Source organism: Hydrocarboniclastica marina (assembly GCF_004851605.1).
In the GTDB taxonomy this organism is placed as follows: domain Bacteria; phylum Pseudomonadota; class Gammaproteobacteria; order Pseudomonadales; family Oleiphilaceae; genus Hydrocarboniclastica; species Hydrocarboniclastica marina.
The window spans coordinates 3,520,352-3,535,838 of sequence record NZ_CP031093.1; the positions used below are offsets into that span (position 1 = coordinate 3,520,352).

14 protein-coding genes are annotated in these 15,487 nt (G+C 60.7%); 8 read left to right on the plus strand and 6 right to left on the minus strand.

The window, feature by feature from the left end; translation table 11 throughout:
- Window positions 1-4: 4 nt before the first annotated feature.
- The 5 genes from soil367_RS15575 to soil367_RS15595 form a co-directional block, all read right to left on the minus strand.
- Window positions 5-814, minus strand: coding sequence for a symmetrical bis(5'-nucleosyl)-tetraphosphatase (locus tag soil367_RS15575; RefSeq protein ID WP_136549966.1), 810 nt, complete (start codon window positions 812-814; stop codon window positions 5-7).
- On the minus strand, window positions 811-1,662 hold the full coding sequence (rsmA, locus tag soil367_RS15580; protein ID WP_136549967.1) for a 16S rRNA (adenine(1518)-N(6)/adenine(1519)-N(6))-dimethyltransferase RsmA: 852 nt from the start codon (window positions 1,660-1,662) through the stop codon (window positions 811-813). The genes soil367_RS15575 and rsmA overlap by 4 nt, the downstream gene beginning before the upstream one ends.
- Window positions 1,659-2,666 carry a 4-hydroxythreonine-4-phosphate dehydrogenase PdxA gene (pdxA, locus tag soil367_RS15585; protein WP_136549968.1) on the minus strand — a complete coding sequence of 336 codons (1,008 nt, stop codon included), beginning with the start codon at window positions 2,664-2,666 and terminating at the stop codon, window positions 1,659-1,661. Before pdxA ends, rsmA begins: the two co-directional genes overlap by 4 nt.
- Complete coding sequence (locus soil367_RS15590; protein ID WP_136549969.1) at window positions 2,666-3,979, minus strand: peptidylprolyl isomerase; 1,314 nt, start codon at window positions 3,977-3,979, stop codon at window positions 2,666-2,668. Before soil367_RS15590 ends, pdxA begins: the two co-directional genes overlap by 1 nt.
- Window positions 3,980-4,137: 158 nt before the next feature.
- Window positions 4,138-6,588 carry an LPS-assembly protein LptD gene (locus soil367_RS15595; RefSeq protein WP_246065358.1) on the minus strand — a complete coding sequence of 817 codons (2,451 nt, stop codon included), beginning with the start codon at window positions 6,586-6,588 and terminating at the stop codon, window positions 4,138-4,140.
- Window positions 6,589-6,825: 237 nt separating this feature from the next.
- Between soil367_RS15595 and soil367_RS15600 the strand changes: the two genes are divergently transcribed.
- Genes soil367_RS15600 through soil367_RS15610 form a run of 3 tightly spaced genes read left to right on the plus strand, consistent with a single transcriptional unit; the run spans window position 6,826 to window position 9,273 of the window.
- Window positions 6,826-7,860, plus strand: a complete 1,035-nt coding sequence (locus soil367_RS15600) for an aminoglycoside phosphotransferase family protein (protein ID WP_136549970.1) — start codon at window positions 6,826-6,828, stop codon at window positions 7,858-7,860.
- A 5-nt stretch (window positions 7,861-7,865) separates the two neighbouring features.
- Entirely contained in the window at window positions 7,866-8,537 is a 672-nt protein-coding gene (gene murU / locus soil367_RS15605) for an N-acetylmuramate alpha-1-phosphate uridylyltransferase MurU (protein WP_281283931.1), read from the plus strand.
- On the plus strand, window positions 8,521-9,273 hold the full coding sequence (locus soil367_RS15610; RefSeq protein ID WP_136549972.1) for a co-chaperone DjlA: 753 nt from the start codon (window positions 8,521-8,523) through the stop codon (window positions 9,271-9,273). Before murU ends, soil367_RS15610 begins: the two co-directional genes overlap by 17 nt.
- A gap of 78 nt (window positions 9,274-9,351) precedes the next feature.
- Here the strand turns inward: soil367_RS15610 and soil367_RS15615 are convergent, their stop codons facing one another.
- The gene (locus soil367_RS15615; RefSeq protein WP_342777439.1) at window positions 9,352-10,371 is read right to left on the minus strand and encodes a DUF3530 family protein; all 1,020 of its coding nucleotides are present in this window, start codon (window positions 10,369-10,371) and stop codon (window positions 9,352-9,354) included.
- Window positions 10,372-10,511: 140 nt separating this feature from the next.
- On the opposite strand from soil367_RS15615, the gene rpe reads away from it, so the two are divergent.
- From rpe to trpD, 5 genes are all read left to right on the plus strand, one after another.
- Window positions 10,512-11,186, plus strand: a complete 675-nt coding sequence (rpe, locus tag soil367_RS15620; protein ID WP_136549974.1) for a ribulose-phosphate 3-epimerase — start codon at window positions 10,512-10,514, stop codon at window positions 11,184-11,186.
- On the plus strand, window positions 11,183-11,872 hold the full coding sequence (locus soil367_RS15625; RefSeq protein ID WP_136549975.1) for a phosphoglycolate phosphatase: 690 nt from the start codon (window positions 11,183-11,185) through the stop codon (window positions 11,870-11,872). Before rpe ends, soil367_RS15625 begins: the two co-directional genes overlap by 4 nt.
- Window positions 11,873-12,196: 324 nt before the next feature.
- Window positions 12,197-13,681, plus strand: a complete 1,485-nt coding sequence (trpE, locus tag soil367_RS15630; protein ID WP_136549976.1) for an anthranilate synthase component I — start codon at window positions 12,197-12,199, stop codon at window positions 13,679-13,681.
- 59 nt (window positions 13,682-13,740) lie between these two features.
- Window positions 13,741-14,325, plus strand: coding sequence for an anthranilate synthase component II (locus tag soil367_RS15635; RefSeq protein WP_136549977.1), 585 nt, complete (start codon window positions 13,741-13,743; stop codon window positions 14,323-14,325).
- A 103-nt stretch (window positions 14,326-14,428) separates the two neighbouring features.
- Entirely contained in the window at window positions 14,429-15,460 is a 1,032-nt protein-coding gene (trpD, locus tag soil367_RS15640; protein ID WP_136549978.1) for an anthranilate phosphoribosyltransferase, read from the plus strand.
- Window positions 15,461-15,487 lie beyond the last annotated feature (27 nt).

Sequence of the window (15,487 nt, forward strand, 5' to 3'; positions counted from 1 at the left end):
TGGCTCAGCGCCCACAATCACAACTGGAGCGCTCGCCCGTGTCGAGATTCATCAACGTCATGGCGCCACCCCAGACGCAGCCCGTGTCCAGGCCGATAAATCGCTCGGATTGGGTCTCCCCCTTTAGTGCCGCCCAATGACCAAAAACAACCCGGGTCTGATCCTGCGGCCGGGGGTAGCTGAACCAGGGCTGGAACCCTGCCGGGCCGGTGTTGCCGTCTTCCTTGGCGGTCAGCTCAAGGGTGCCGTCTGCGGCTATGAAACGCATGCGCGTGAGATAGTTGGTAATAACCCGCCACCGATCAGTGCCGGTCAGGGCTGACGACCAGCGTTCGGGCTGATTGCCATACATGTGTTCGAAGTAAGCGTGGGCGTCACTGCTACCGATCACAGCCGACACCTCAGTCGCATACGCCAGCGCCTGCGGAACGCTCCAGATGTGCGGAAGCCCGGCATGGGACATGAAAAGATCGCGATCCAGATCATAGTATGCCAGGGGTTGCATCCGCAGCCAGTCAATCAGATCAACCGCATCCGCTGCCTCGAGAATCTGCTCCAGCGTATCCTTGCGCTTGGGCTGCTGGTTGTTGAACACAAGAGCCAGCAAATGGAGGTCATGGTTACCCAGTACGACTCGGGCCGAACTGCCCAGACTCCGCACGAAGCGCAAGGACTGCAGCGACTCGGGTCCACGGTTGATAATGTCGCCAACCACCCAGAGGCAATCCTGCGCAGGGTCGAACCCGACCTTTTCCAGCACGCGCTGTAAAGGCTCATAGCAGCCCTGAATATCGCCAACGGCGTAGTCGGTCATGCTTCGCTCCTGCGCTCATCGGCTCCAGCGAGTGCTTCGGCGTCCGACCCGCCATCCGTTATTAGAAGGTCAGCCAGCTTGACGAAATCCGCAAGCGAGAGTTGCTCCGGGCGCAGGCGTTTGTCCAACCCGACTGCTTCCCACTGGGCATCGGTCACGACTTGCTCGAGCCCTTTACGCAGCGTTTTGCGGCGTGCGTTGAACGCGGTACGCACCAGCGTAGCCAGCAACTTCACATCTTTTGCCGGGTGCGGCAGAACCTGGTGGGGAATCAGCCTGACAATGGCGGAATCCACCTTGGGTTGTGGCCGGAACGCGCCTGGCGGTACGCCAAACAGGGGCTGCACCTTGCAGTAATACTGGGTCATGATCGAAAGCCGTCCCCAGTCCTTACTGCCCGGCTCGGCTGCCAGGCGGTCGACCACCTCCTTCTGTAACATGAAGTGCATGTCGCCGATAACGTCCGCCTGGGCCAGCAAGCGAAAGATCAACGGCGTGGAGATGTTATAAGGCAGGTTACCCACGACCCGCAGAGGCCGTCCGTCATAGATGGAGCGGAAGTCAAAGCGTAGGGCATCCCCCTGGTGAATCCGTAGCTGCGGGTAATTGAAAAATTGGGTGCGCAGTATAGGGACCAGGTCGCGGTCTATCTCCAGCACCTGCAGATGGGGTACGGCTTCCAGCAACTCCCCGGTCAGCGCGCCAAGCCCCGGTCCGATCTCGACTACGGCATCTTCACCCTTGGGGTTGATCGCGCGGACAATACGCTCAATCACGCCTTTATCGTGCAGGAAATTCTGGCCGAAACGCTTACGGGCCTGGTGCCCGGCCGGACGGGCTCGGCTCATTGACTGGTTTCCTTTTGGGCGGTCTGGACCAATTGCGCTGCCATGGCCACTGCCGCGCGCAGACTGCTGACTTCCGCCTTGCCGGTTCCAGCAAGGTCAAGCGCGGTACCATGGTCTACAGAAGTGCGAATGATGGGCAGGCCCAGGGTTATGTTCACGGCTTCGCCGAAGCCCTGCGACTTGAGTACCGGTAGGCCCTGGTCGTGATACATGGCCAGCACCGCGTCGCCCTGTTCAAGCCAGCGCGGCGTAAACAGCGTGTCCGCGGGCAGCGGCCCGATCAGGTTGATGCCTTCTTGCCTGAGGCTTGCCAGCGTCGGCTCGATCACATCGATCTCCTCGCGCCCCAGGTGGCCACCCTCGCCAGCGTGGGGATTCAGACCCGCTACCAGAATACGGGGGGCGGCCAAGCCAAACCGGCTGTTCAGGTCTTCGTGCAGTATGCGGATGACCTGTGTCAGCCTTTCAGCTGTTATTGCGTCGGCAACGTCGCGCAAGGGCAAATGTGTGGTTGCGAGGGCAACGCGCAGCTCCGGCGTTGCCAGCATCATCACAACACGCTCGACCTCGCACTGCTCCTGCAGGAACTCGGTATGGCCGCTGAAGGCAAATCCGCCATCGTTAATGACGCCCTTGTGCACGGGTGCTGTAACCATGGCGCCAAAGTCACCTCTAAGGCATCCGCGCACTGCAGCCGCCAGAGTTTCAAGCACATACCCGGCGTTTGCAGGGTCGAGAAAGCCCGCACGTCGTTCGGGCGCTTCGGCCACAGACCACACGGAGAGCATGCCCGCTTCGCATCGGACCGGCTTGCCCGGCTGCCAGGCCTCCACTGTAATGCCAAGCTGCAGTTGCTGTGCCCGGGCGAAAAGCAGGTCAATGTCGGCGACCACGACCAGCTCGGTGGCGCGATCTTCCAGGGCCAGCTGCAGGCACAGATCTGGACCAATCCCCGCAGGCTCGCCCGCGGTCAACGCCAGAATGGAAGAGGGAGCCTTGGCCATCAGGATGCGCTTTCCTCTTGGTCTGGCGCTTTAACCTCGACAAAGGCTTCCTCACGCACTTCCCGCAACCAAGCCCGCAGCTCGATATCGTACTTGCGTTTGTAGAGCACCTGTCGGGCCTCCGCAGTCTCGAGCTGATCGCCAATGTCCCGCATGCGCCGCTCCTCGACTTCAAGGATGTGCCAGCCAAACCGGGACCGGAAAGGTTCACTGACCTGCCCGGGCTCCACACTGGTCATCATGTTTTCAAAGCCTGGCACCATCTCACCCGGGCTTACCCAGCCAAGAGCGCCGCCTTCAGCCCCTGACACGGGATCATCGGAGTACTCCCGGGCCAAGGCCGCGAAGGACTCGCCATCCCGTACCCGCTGCCGGATCTCACGTATGGTCGCCTCGGCGTCAGCCGGACTGGCTGTGTTCTCGGGCGTGATCAGGATGTGCCTGACCTTATGCTGCTGCACAATCTGGTCGTCTCCGCCGCGCTTTTCCAGGACCGTTACAATGTGAAAACCGCTCTGGCTTTCGAGAATGCCCGACGGTTCACCAACTGCCAGATCTGGCGCTACGTCAGCAATTAGACTGGGCAGCTGATCTTCACCGCGCCAGCCGAGAACCCCCCCTTCCAGGGCGTTGGTCCCGTCAGAGTGCTCGACTGCCAGCTGTTTGAAGTCGGCCCCGTCGCGCAGCTTTTCCAGAATGGTTGTGGCTTCCTCCCGGGCTTCGGCCACAACCTCGTCGTTGCCCGAATCCGTGACCTCAACCAGTATATGGCCGATCAGGTACTCCTCAACATTGCGTTCTTTACCTTGGCGGGAGGCCAGGAAATTCTGCACTTCTCGCTCGGTCACCCGGATACGCGGTTCGACCCGCTGCTGCTGGATCCGGCTGATCAGCATTTCCTGGCGAATCTGTTCCCGGGCCTCGCGATAGCTCAGCCCCTCGCTGGCAAGGGTCTGCTCGAACTGCTCGAGTGTCATACCGTTGCGTCGGGCAATATTATTGATGGTCTGGTTCAGCTCGGTGTCACCCACACGGATGCCGGCGGCTTCGGCCAACTGCAGCTGTACCTGGTCCTGCAGGAGCTGATCCAGAACCCGCTCCTGCAATACGCTGTCCGGGGGCAAAGAGGCTCCCTGGGCACGCAGCCGTGAACGCACAGTCCGGACACGGCTTTCAAGGTCTGACTGGAGGATTACGCCCTCGTCAACGATCGCAACAACACGATCAAGCAGCTTCTGCTCGGCCTGAGCAAGGCCGCCACTGAGTAGCAGCGCAGTCAGCAGCAGCGGATAGAACATTTTTACGATTCGCATCAAAAACCTCTGAAAATCCGACAGCCCGTATTCTAAAGGCTTTTACGGCGGGATAGTTAAATTCAAAACGTTACCGGCACAGCCCCAGCTCGCCAGACGGGCAGGACGCTGGGCCCGCCCGGTCGGTAAGCTGCAGATGCTGGCTCGCAGGCGTTCATTCAGAACCGACCGAAAGCCGGGGTCATCTGCTCCCTGCGGCGCTGCCGCTCTTCATAGCCAAAAACAGCCTCGCTGATTTCGCCGGCCGCGCTGCCGCCCCCGCCCAGGCCGGTAAGCTGGACCTGGAAAAGTATCCGGTTATCGATTTCCTCATTGGAACGCAGGTACTTCTGCGCCACCAACTGCACACTCCAGCAACAACTGGCGTATTCGAAGCCGGCAAGCGTGCCGACTGTGCGGTCGTCTACTCTGTCGTAGACCCATCGGCCTACTGCGCTGATGTGGCGACTTACGGGAAAGACCGCGCCGACGTCACTTTGTTCCAGCTCATCGTCATCGTAGGTATGCCCCAGGTTCAGCAGCCAGCGGTAGTCTTCACTATGGAAAATCAGTTCGCTGCGCCCCTGTTCAGTTGAATAGTCGCGGGCATCCCACAAACCCGAAACCCGCGCCTCCAGCCCATCCAGCGGTCTTAGCGCCAGTTCGCCAGCGAGAGCAGAGTCACTGCGGGTTTCGGTGCCGGCAGTGCCCAGGCCCACTTCCCGCTCGTCGTAGTAATATATTTGGCCAATGCTCATTCGGGCTCTTTCGGTGCCGGTCTCAAGACTGTTGAACCGGGTCGTAACGGCCGCGGTGAGCCGGTTGTTGTCCCCGACCCGGTCGCCGCCAACATAGCGGTCGCGCTGGAATAGCTGGCTGAAGTAAAAAGATGTCAACGAGGTGTCGAAGTCGGGAATATGGTCCTGATCCTTGGCCGGGGACCAGACGTAATAAAGCCTGGGTTCCAGAGACTGGTTGAAGTCAGCGCCAAAAAACTCGAACTGGCGGTCAAAGTAAAGCCCGTTATCCCACTGGAAGAAGGGCACCGTTCGGCTGAAATTGCCGCTGCCCTGGTCGTAGTCTTCCAGTGCATAGTGGGTATGATCCAGGAGTACCGACGGCCGGGTGAAGCCCCAGATTTCTCGCAGATCAAGCGCGACCTCCGGCGTAACCCGAAAGCGACTGCCTATCGCCTGCTCTAAACCAGTCAGCCCTTCGTTGTCGCGCCAGAAGTAGGTGTACTGCGACTCCCAGTTAAACTCCAGATCATCTCCAACTGTCTGCGCATACACCAGCTCGGGTAGCTGGTAGTAAGGCCGACTGGCTCGGCTGATATCTTCATCCAAAGTCTGGTACCCGCTCAGGATAGCCTCGAAGTAGCGGTCGCTGTCGGTGTAACTCAGCTGGCCAGCGCGCAGAAGGTGCGTTGCCTCGCTGATTTCCAGGGTACGGTTCAGGTCGCTGAGGTATTCATCATCACTGACTGCGGCGTAGTCGATCAGACCTGTCCAGCCTGGCCCCAGGGTCGCAACCGTATTGAAGTCGAGCCCCCAGCGTTCGGTATCGGCATCCGGAAACTCACGACCGAACTCGTCGTCGTCAGCCAGGTAACCCAAAGCCAGCACAGACGCACCGAACCGGCTCAGGTAGCGGCCTTCAAGCTCGGTGTGGAGGCCCCGGCCGTGAATATACTGGGGCGTCAGGGTGGCGTCGTAATTCGGCGCCAGGTTGAAATAATAAGGCACCGCCGCATAGAGGCCGCGCCCGGTATTGGACGTGCCGAACGAGGGGTAAAGCAGGCCGGACTTGCGCCGGTCGTCTATGGGGAAGGTCAGGTAAGGCCAATAGAATACAGGCGTATCCTTCACTTCCAGGCGCACGTGGGTCGCTTCACCTACGCCGGTTTCGCGGTTGAGGAAGATGTCTGAGGCAACGAGCGACCAGGCGTTGTTACCGGGCTCGCAGGTGGTCAAACGTCCCTGCTCAATCGCAAAGGTAGTCTCGGTCTGCCGCACCAACTGGTCCGCTGTGCCGCGCATGGCTGAGGGGTATAGCAGAAAGTTGGCGGTATTCAGGCGCATCACGCCTGTATCCACGTCGTACTGAGCACCGCTGCCGGAAAGAGCAAAGCCGTTGCCGCGGCTGAATATCGGCCCGCTCAACGCGACCGCTCCGGCCTGTTGATCATAGAGGGCGCTGTCGCTGGTGACCCTCAGGTTCCCCTGCGTTATCTCAACGTTGCCCGTTAGTACGGCCTGGCGATCCAATTGGTACCGGGCCTGATCGCTGCGGGCGCGCAGAGGCAGCTCCCCGCCCGCCGGATTGGCAGTGTCCGCCTCGGCGAGGCCCGGCAGCGGCGGCTGAACATAGGCCCCCGAACAATAGGTTGGCACCTGTTCACGCTGTTCCTCGGTGAGCTGGTCCCGCGGCGTCCAGTCCAGTGCGGCAACATCCTGCCCGGAGCGGGGCTGCTCTTGCGCTGCCAGCGCCAAAGGCGTCAACGCCAGACTGCAAGCCAGGGTGCAACCCGCGATGTATCCGTGGGCCTGGCCGATACCACCCACAGCAGCATGTCGGGTGCGAACAGCGAAGCCGGCGCGAATAGCTCGTAACCAGGAAATCTGGGACACAGGCGCTCTCAATGACAGGTTGCGATAGGAACAAAAGACGCGCACCGGCCAGCGGCCGGTTCGGGGCAGGCTGTAGTTTACACATCGGGTGAAGGCTTGTTAACGACTCAAGACCCTTCAGCAGCGGGGACTCTCTATGCCGCCTGAGCTCATCCATGTATGATTTCTGCTGATATTCGGCGAGACGCATCAGGCTCACGCCGTGAGAGCGCCAAGCGGGACATGAGAGGGGTTGAGATGGACAATCGCGAAGCGCAGCTGACCGCCTGGCTTGAAGCCGAACTCGGTGGGCCAGCTCCGGCATTGCTCCCCGTAGCTGGCGATGCCAGCTTCAGGCGCTACTTCCGTATTCAGCTGCCGGGGACATCCGGGCCAGCAGAAAACGGAACCGCCATCGTCATGGACGCCCCGCCTGAGCACGAAAGTTGCGACGCGTTTCTGGCAATCGCCCAACACTGGCACGACGCCGGCATCCACGTGCCCGCAGTACTGGCAAGCGACGCCGGGCAGGGCTTTATCCTGCTTGAGGACCTCGGCGACGAACTCTATCTGAAGCACCTGACCCCGGCCAATGCCGACAGGCTCTATGGCGACGCGTTGACGGCACTGGTACAGATCCAGCTAGCGACCGCGCGCGAAAACGACGTGCTGCCGCCCTATAGTGCCGTGCTGCTGGACCGGGAAATGGCGCTGTTCCGAGACTGGTTTCTTCAGCAACAGCTCGGATTCAACCTGACTACAGCTGAGCAGGCACTGTTGGACACAACCTTCAGAACGCTGCGCGACGCAGCGATGGCCCAGCCTCAGGTCACTGTCCACAGGGACTATCACTCGCGCAACCTGCTGGTGACTGAAAAGAATAATCCCGGTGTGATTGATTTTCAGGATGCCGTGGTTGGGCCGCTCACCTATGACCTTGTCTCACTCCTGCGGGACGCCTACATTGCCTGGCCCGAAGATGACCTCCAGCGGTGGGTTGAGCATTACCGGGAGCTGAGCCAGGCTGCCGGGCTCCACCGGGCGGACGCCGACACCTTTCGCCAATGGTTTGAACTCATGGGCATGCAAAGGCACCTGAAAGTGGCCGGCATCTTTTCCAGGCTGTCGCTGCGGGACGGCAAGGACGGCTATCTGGCGGACATCCCGCGGGTCATCGATTACCTGGTTCGGGCCAGCGCGACCCAGCCGGCGATGCGGGCTTTCACCGCCTGGCTGGAGGAGCGGGTAGTGCCCGAGATGGCAGCTCTCGTAACCGACCGGACAGCACAGTGAAAGCCATGATCCTCGCGGCCGGCAAAGGCGAGCGCATGCGACCGCTTACACTGACGACGCCCAAGCCTTTGCTTCAGGCAGGCGGAAAAACCCTCATCGACTATCATATAGATCGTTTGCGAAACGCCGGCTTTAACGAACTGGTTATCAACAGGGCCTGGCTCGGCGAGAAGCTCAAAGCCTACCTGGGCGATGGCCGCAGCCGGGGAGTAAGCATCGACTGGTCAGACGAGCCGCAGCCGCTCGAAACAGCCGGCGGTATTCGTCACGCCCTGCCGAAGCTGTCGAATAAGGATGGTTGGTTCCTGGTCGTCAACGGCGACGTCTGGTGCGACTTCCCTTTCGCCGAGGTGCCCCGACCACAGACAGGCGTTGCCCACCTGATCCTGACCGGCAACCCCGATCACAACCCGAACGGTGATTTCCACCTGGAGGACAGCGGCAAGGTCGCCTCTACGGGCGGCAATATGCTGACATTCAGCGGTATCAGCCTGTTGCATCAGGACCTCTTCAGCGGCGCATTCGGTGATGAGGCCAAGCTGGCGCCCCTTCTGCGAAGGGCGGCGGACGCTGGGCTGGTATGGGGCAGCAGGCATACCGGCGAATGGTTCGATATCGGCACACCACAACGGCTGGAGCAACTGGATAGATGGTTAAACAATGAGCGCAGTCCCTGAAACACGTCAGACTCGCGCCCGGGATGAGTTACTGCAGACGCTGGAAGCCTGCGGATTCAACGGACCGCAGTTTCTAGAGCGCACAGGCCTTGGCCGGCAGGCGCGCTCGCCGCTTTTCGCCCTCATGGGCTTCATCGCCAAAGCCGAAGGGCGTGTGACTGGCATGGATGTGCGCTACGCCGAGCGCACCATGAAAGTGTGGGGCATCGGTCCAAAGGCTGGTGCACGCAAGCGATTGATCGCAGATTTTACCAATGGCAAGAGCTGGCAGGGCGCACAGGCCGGGGCCATGCTCAAACTGCGCGGCAAACTGCAGCCGAGCCTGCCTTTGCGCATGCTCATGGTTCTGACGCCATTGTGTTACCAGGACCAAAGGCTCTCCCCGGCGCGCATCGATCGGTACGAACAGGCCGGGCTTGCCCTCGGCCTGAGCGACGAAACGATCGATGTCGTCCTCAAGCGCTTCCGTACGAAAGCCTGGATAACACGAGCCGATGCGGGACCTGCGCCTGTTTCAAACTTTGCCGCCGCGTGTAGGCTGTTGGGCGGAAAGTCCAGCGACTCGCTAATCACACTCAAAGGCCAGTACAGGCGCAAAATGCGCCAGTATCACCCGGACAAACGCCAGCACGAAAAGCATTCCGCTGCATCCGAAGCCGCAGCCCGCGACCGCTTGCTTGAACTTCAGAAAGCCTGGGACATCGTGCGCAAACAGCATCCCGACGCACTCAGCTAGCCTCATCCCCCCGACGACCTATCGAGCTGCCCTATCGCCCAGGGCTTCTGCCGAGGCGCGGGCACGGGTGGCCGGCGTTCACTTGAGCTGCCTTAGCGCCCAGTTGTGAATGCGATAGGCAAGCATGGCCCTGCTTGCGCTTTCAGACAACATGAACGCGTCCTGCCTATAGGCGGCCGAACCGTCGAGCTTCTGCATGGCCGTCCGACGTTCCGACTCTGCCGAACCGCTTTCGTTGCGGTGGATGATATCAAGCACCGGCCAGCTGGCCAGATCCGACAGGCCTCCTGGTAATGGCTCTTTATCTGTCACTGGATGTTGAAACCGAGGCTGAACCCAAACCATGGCCCGTTGTCCGGCTGGCGGATAGGCGCCCAGACTTCCATCCGCCAACTGCTGAGCGAGCGGCGCCGCGCCGAGACCAATGCCAACCATGACAACCGCACCGGGCTGCTCTTGCGCGAGCATCTCAAGGGTACTGGTGAGCCGGGTGGAAGCCTGACTCTCGAACTGCTGCAGCGCATCGCTTCCCGCCGCTGAGGCTGCCAGGTCAATGGTGACCGAGCCGGCTGTGCTTTCGTTCCGGTCCCTGGCGTTCCGGCCCTGGGCATTGCTTCCACCTGCCTCGGGTGCGCCGGCGTCAGCGGAGTCCGGATCCCCGGGCGACCGCACGGCAGCGCCTCCAGCAGCGCCGATACCGGGCGACAACGAAGACCGGTCACTGTAGACGGGTAACGGCAACGGTGGCAGAGCGAAGCTGACAACCCTCCAGCCACGCGATGGCAGCATCTGGTGGAGCTGTCCCGCAAATCCCTGGGCAGCTGACTGCCCGGCATCCGCGACCACCAGAACCGTGCCGTGGGTTTCAGCCCGCTGCGCTGGCGTCTCCATGATAGCGAACCGGCTTTCCCCTTCACCCAGCCAGCGCACCTGCTCCGGTCGCTGCTGCACCAGATACTGTTCGCGCCTGTCATTGCCCGACATAGCGCGCTGTTCAACATCAGGCCCAGGCTCTGGCAAAGGTTGCTCTTCCGCAAATGAAAAGCAGGGCGACAGCAAGCAGAGCGCCACAGTTAATACGCGATAACGCGCACGCACAGAACCGATCAATTCAGCCTCCGGTTTGGATCTGAGATCCGATTGGTTAATATAGCCACGTCTGAGTTCAGTGTAGCCGCCGGGTAAGGGATCGGCGGGTTATCTGCGACCAGCTCCACTTCATCCGACGTGAGGCCCCCATGTCTGACTTCCTGATTGCCCCTTCGATCCTTTCAGCGGATTTCGCGCGTCTCGGCACCGAGGTCGACAATGTGCTGGAGGCTGGGGCTGACGTGGTTCACTTCGACGTTATGGACAACCATTATGTGCCCAACCTGACTATCGGCCCGGGCGTGTGCGCGGCTCTGCGCAAGTACGGGATCACTGCGCCGATCGATGTCCATTTGATGGTTCAGCCAGTGGATGACCTGATCCGCATGTTCATCGATGCAGGCGCCAGCTATATTACCTTTCACCCGGAAGCCTCGGGCCACATTGATCGCTCACTGCAGCTGATTCGCGACGGCGGCTGCAAGGCCGGGCTGGTGTTCAACCCGGCCACCGGCCTGCATTACATGGACCATGTCATGGACAAGCTCGACATGATTCTGCTGATGTCGGTCAACCCGGGATTCGGCGGCCAGTCGTTCATACCTGGCACCCTGGACAAGCTGCGCGAAGCGCGCAAGCGTATCAACGCAAGCGGCAAGGACATTCGCCTTGAGATCGACGGCGGCGTCAAGGTCGAGAACATCCGCGAAATAGCAGCCGCTGGCGCAGACATGTTCGTCGCAGGATCGGCCATCTTCAATACGGAAGACTACGCCCGCACCATCCAGTCCATGCGCGAAGAACTTGCCAGAGCCACAACATGAAGCTGACAGCCCTGTGTGATGGGAGGTACCCCAGCCACGTTCTTTTCGACCTGGACGGTACCCTGGTGGACAGCGCCACGGATCTTGCGGCGGTGGTCGATCAGATGCTGACCAACCTGGGGTACGAGGCCGCCGGAGAACCGAAAGTGCGAGCGTGGGTCGGCAACGGCACCGAGAAGCTTATCCGGCGCGCTCTGGCCGGAAGTCTTGATGAGTCGGCGGCAGATCGGCTGCCAGCAGATAAATATAACCAGGCGTTTGAAATCTTCATGGCGCTCTATGCCGAACAGAATGGGCAGCACAGTGAAGTTTTCCCCGGCGTGCTCGAGCTGGTCGAGAAACTCGCTGCCGAAGGTACCCGTATGGCCGTGGTAACCAACAAACTGACCCGCTTTACCGACCAGTTGCTGGCGCGCTCCGGCCTGGCGCGTTGGTTTGACGTGCGAGTCTGCGGCGATACCCTGCCCGTCATGAAGCCCGACCCCCGGACGATACAGCTCGCGCTCGAGCGACTGGGCGGACCGGTTACCCAGGCTCTGATGGTCGGTGACTCCGAAACTGACATCAATGTCGCCGCCGCAGCGGGTATAAAATGCATTGCCGTCAGTTACGGTTATAACCACGGTATGCCGATCCGCGAACAGGGTGCCGACCTCGTGGTTGATTCATTGGCCGAGCTTTTGTAATCTTGCTTCCTGAAAGTCCGCCTGATGCCCGTCAGGCTCACCTCTACCGGAGTTCTCTCTTGAGCACACTGGCAAAACCGGCAAACCGGATCGACCTGGCGCTCCGGACCCTCTCAGGGTGGCGATGGCGCCGCTAACCCGCTTTTTCTGGCCTTTTTCCTGGCCTGAGTAAGCGTGCGGGGATGCCGCCGGCGTGGCTCGACTGCAGCATTCAGCGCTGCACAGTATTTACCGCTTACCCGGTAAGCATCGAGATCCGGCTCTGCACAAGCAGCCTCTGTACCCCCGCGCTTTTGTTGCCTTTTGCCTTTGCAGGACTCGACCATGACTCCGGAACAGTTTTCTGAGCTGGCCCAACAGGGCTATAACCGCATACCTGTTTACCGGGAAGTGTCCGCCGATCTGGACACCCCCCTCAGCACCTATCTCAAACTGGCCAACGGCCCCTACTCCTACCTGCTCGAATCGGTCCAGGGCGGGGAAAAATGGGGGCGTTATTCGATCATTGGACTGCCCTGCCGCCAGCGCCTGAGCATCAGCAACAAACAGGTACGCGTGTTTGACGGGCAAGACCTGATCGAAGAAGACCAGGTGGAAGACCCGCTGACCTTCGTAGAAGCCTTCCAGGCTCGCTTCCGGGCGCCCGATCTGGACGAACTGCCCCGATTCAACGGCGGCCTGGTGGGTTACTTCGGCTATGACACGGTCCGCTATATTGAGCCCAGGCTCGCCTCATCCGTGCCCCCCGATGAACTGGGCACACCGGATATCCTGCTGATGGTATCGGACGAGGTGCTGGTTTTTGACAACCTGCGAAGCAAACTCTTACTGGTGGTTCACGCTGATCCGTCAGAGGCGGAGGCCTTCGAGCGTGCGCAACACCGTATTACCGAGCTTGAGAAACAGTTGCGCCAGCGTCAGGCAGTCGGACCTGTCACGCCGGCGGAACTGCGCAACGCCACCATACGCGAGTCCGATTTCGTGCCGGGCTTCAGCCAGCAGCAGTTCCAGGCCGCGGTGGGTCGCATCAAGGAATACGTGCTCGACGGCGACGTCATGCAGACGGTCATCTCCCAGCGCATGTCCATTCCCTTCGCTGCGCCGCCGCTGAATCTTTACCGGGCGCTGCGCTGCCTCAACCCATCGCCCTACATGTATTACCTGGATCTGGACGATTTCCACATAGTTGGCTCCTCACCGGAAATACTGACGCGGGTGGAGGATGGCCAGGTCACCGTGCGGCCGATCGCCGGAACCCGCAAGCGTGGCGGCAGCGAGGCACGTGATCGGGAACTGGAGCAGGAACTGCTCGCGGACCCGAAGGAAATCGCCGAGCATCTGATGCTGATCGATTTAGGACGTAACGATGTGGGCCGCGTTGCCAGGACGGGCACCGTGAAACTGACCGAGAAAATGGTAGTGGAGCGCTACTCCCATGTGATGCATCTGGTGTCCAACGTCACCGGGGAGTTGCAGCCCGGGCTCTCCTGCATCGACGTACTCCGCGCGACTCACCCGGCCGGAACCCTGAGCGGCGCGCCCAAAATCCGGGCCATGGAAATCATCGACGAACTGGAACCGGTCAAACGCGGCGTATATGGCGGTGCGGTGGGCTACCTGTCCTACACCGGCAACATGGATACCGCCATCGCAATCCGGACCGCTGTGATCAAGGATCAGGTTCTGCACATCCAAGCAGGGGCCGGTATAGTTGCCGATTCGGTTCCCGAGATGGAATGGAAAGAGACCATGAACAAGGGCCGCGCTACATTCCGCGCCGTCGCCATGGCGCTGGAGGCTTTCAATTAGCGGCGGTGTTTGTATAGCTCGTTACCACACGCCACCGCCTTTGATTTGAGGATAGCGCCATGCTCTTGATGATCGATAATTTTGACAGCTTTACCTACAACGTCGTGCAGTACCTGGCCGAGCTGGGCGCAGACGTGCGGGTTTACCGCAACAACGAGATAACGCTGGAGCAGATCGAACAGCTCGCCCCTGAGCACCTGGTGATCTCGCCGGGGCCTTGCACCCCCAACGACGCGGGAATATCCCTTGCGGCGATCGAGTATTTTGCCGGCAAGCTGCCGATCCTGGGCATCTGCCTGGGCCACCAGGCCATCGGCCAGGTCTTCGGCGGTAAGGTCATCCGGGCCGGAAAAGTCATGCACGGCAAGACGTCACCGGTTTACCATACCGATCAGGGTGTGTTCCGGAATCTGGCCAATCCCTTCGAAGCCACCCGCTACCACTCACTGGTGGTGGAGCAGAGCAGTCTACCCGAATGTCTTGAGGTCACCGCATGGACCAACAGGGAAGACGGCACCCTCGAAGAGATCATGGGGCTGCGTCACAAGACGCTGCCAATCGAAGGGGTACAGTTCCACCCGGAGTCGATCCTGACCCAGCATGGGCACGACTTGCTGAAGAACTTTCTGGAAATGAAAGCCTGATTTCTGCGGCGGGACCCGGTGGGCAGTGCCCACCCTACTGAACGCGCCCAAATACACGAACCGGCCGTCTTGGCCTGACACCCAACCCAAGGGGAAGCAGCGCATGGATATCCAAACCGCCCTCAGTCGCGTGGTTGACCAACTGGACCTTTCCACTGACGAGATGAAAAGCGTCATGGGCCAGATCATGCGCGGCCAAGCGACGGAAGCGCAGATTGGGGCTTTTCTGATGGGCTTGCGAATGAAGAGCGAGACCATCGACGAAATCGTCGGTGCGGTTCAGGTCATGCGCGAGCTGGCCACCCCCGTACATGTCGAGACCGCCAACCTGGTGGATATCTGCGGCACCGGCGGTGACGGCTCCAACCTGTTCAATGTCTCCACCGCGGCTGCTTTTGTGATCGCCGCTGCCGGGGGCCACGTCGCCAAGCACGGCAATCGGGCGGTGTCATCCAAGAGCGGCAGCTCCGACCTGCTCGACCGGGCTGGCATACGGCTGGACCTGACCCCGGAAAACGTCGCCCACTGCATCGAGGACATCGGCGTCGGTTTCATGTTCGCGCCCGCCCACCACACAGCAATGAAATACACCGTGGGGCCACGCAAGGAACTGGGCATGCGCACCCTGTTCAACATACTCGGTCCCATGACCAACCCGGCGGGTGTAAGACACCAGCTGATCGGGGTGTTCAGCAAAAAGCTGTGCCGCCCCATGGCCGAGGTGCTCCGGCGCCTGGGCAGCGAGCATATACTGGTGGTCCATTCTGCCGACGGACTGGACGAGATCAGTCTGGCGAGCCGTACCCATGTTGCGGAGCTAAAGAACGGCGAAATAAACGAGTACGACATCCTGCCAGAGGACTTCGGTATCCAGAGCCAGAGCTTGGTGGGACTCTCCGTTGAGAGCGCCGAAGAGTCTCTCGCCCTTGTCAGAGCGGCGCTTGGGCGCAACCACGAAGCCCTGGCAGAGAAAGCGCGTGACCTGGTCATTCTCAACGCCGGTGCAGCCATCTACGCCGCTGACCTTGCGTCGTCGTTGCGCGAAGGCGTCGAACGCGCCGGAGATGCCATCGGCAGTGGCCTGGCCCTCGCCAAGTTGCAGGAACTCTCCGATTTTACCCGTTGTTTCGAGTAGCCACCCGCCGGTTCGAACAGCGCCTGA

What these genes read in the sequence shown, in the direction of transcription:
- soil367_RS15575 (WP_136549966.1), bottom strand. Translation starts at nt 814, where the DNA reads ATGACCGACTACGCCGTTGGCGATATTCAGGGCTGCTATGAGCCTTTA.
- rsmA (WP_136549967.1), bottom strand. Translation starts at nt 1,662, where the DNA reads ATGAGCCGAGCCCGTCCGGCCGGGCACCAGGCCCGTAAGCGTTTCGGC.
- pdxA (WP_136549968.1), bottom strand. Translation starts at nt 2,666, where the DNA reads ATGGCCAAGGCTCCCTCTTCCATTCTGGCGTTGACCGCGGGCGAGCCT.
- soil367_RS15590 (WP_136549969.1), bottom strand. Translation starts at nt 3,979, where the DNA reads ATGCGAATCGTAAAAATGTTCTATCCGCTGCTGCTGACTGCGCTGCTA.
- soil367_RS15600 (WP_136549970.1), top strand. Translation starts at nt 6,826, where the DNA reads ATGGACAATCGCGAAGCGCAGCTGACCGCCTGGCTTGAAGCCGAACTC.
- murU (WP_281283931.1), top strand. Translation starts at nt 7,866, where the DNA reads ATGATCCTCGCGGCCGGCAAAGGCGAGCGCATGCGACCGCTTACACTG.
- soil367_RS15610 (WP_136549972.1), top strand. Translation starts at nt 8,521, where the DNA reads ATGAGCGCAGTCCCTGAAACACGTCAGACTCGCGCCCGGGATGAGTTA.
- rpe (WP_136549974.1), top strand. Translation starts at nt 10,512, where the DNA reads ATGTCTGACTTCCTGATTGCCCCTTCGATCCTTTCAGCGGATTTCGCG.
- soil367_RS15625 (WP_136549975.1), top strand. Translation starts at nt 11,183, where the DNA reads ATGAAGCTGACAGCCCTGTGTGATGGGAGGTACCCCAGCCACGTTCTT.
- trpE (WP_136549976.1), top strand. Translation starts at nt 12,197, where the DNA reads ATGACTCCGGAACAGTTTTCTGAGCTGGCCCAACAGGGCTATAACCGC.
- soil367_RS15635 (WP_136549977.1), top strand. Translation starts at nt 13,741, where the DNA reads ATGCTCTTGATGATCGATAATTTTGACAGCTTTACCTACAACGTCGTG.
- trpD (WP_136549978.1), top strand. Translation starts at nt 14,429, where the DNA reads ATGGATATCCAAACCGCCCTCAGTCGCGTGGTTGACCAACTGGACCTT.